At 72.1% G+C, this 408-nt stretch carries 1 protein-coding gene; it reads left to right on the forward strand.

The window, feature by feature from the left end; all coding sequences use genetic code 11:
* Positions 1-408 (forward strand): carboxyl transferase domain-containing protein (locus tag IF73_RS0137180; RefSeq protein ID WP_031016001.1); only part of this gene is annotated, 408 nt, incomplete at both ends.

Genomic DNA, 408 nt, shown 5'->3' on the forward strand with positions numbered 1-408 from the left:
CGCACGTGGCCGCGTCGCCGAACTGCACGTCCTGCGGGAGCAGGCGCTGGCCGGCCCCAGCGAGCGCGCGACCGAGGCCCAGCACGCGAAGGGCAAGCTGACCGCGCGTGAGCGGATCGAGCTGCTCCTCGACCCGGGTTCCTTCAACGAGGTCGAGCAGCTGCGCCGGCACCGCGCGCAGGGCTTCGGCCTGGAGGCGAAGAAGCCGTACACCGACGGTGTGATCACCGGCTGGGGCACGGTCGAGGGCCGGACGGTGTTCGTCTACGCGCACGACTTCCGGATCTTCGGCGGTGCGCTGGGCGAGGCCCACGCCACGAAGATCCACAAGATCATGGACATGGCCATCGCGGCCGGCGCGCCGCTGGTCTCGCTGAACGACGGCGCCGGCGCCCGGATCCAGGAGGG

The organism is Streptomyces sp. NRRL F-5727, from assembly GCF_000719555.1.
Classification (GTDB): Bacteria; Actinomycetota; Actinomycetes; order Streptomycetales; family Streptomycetaceae; genus Streptomyces.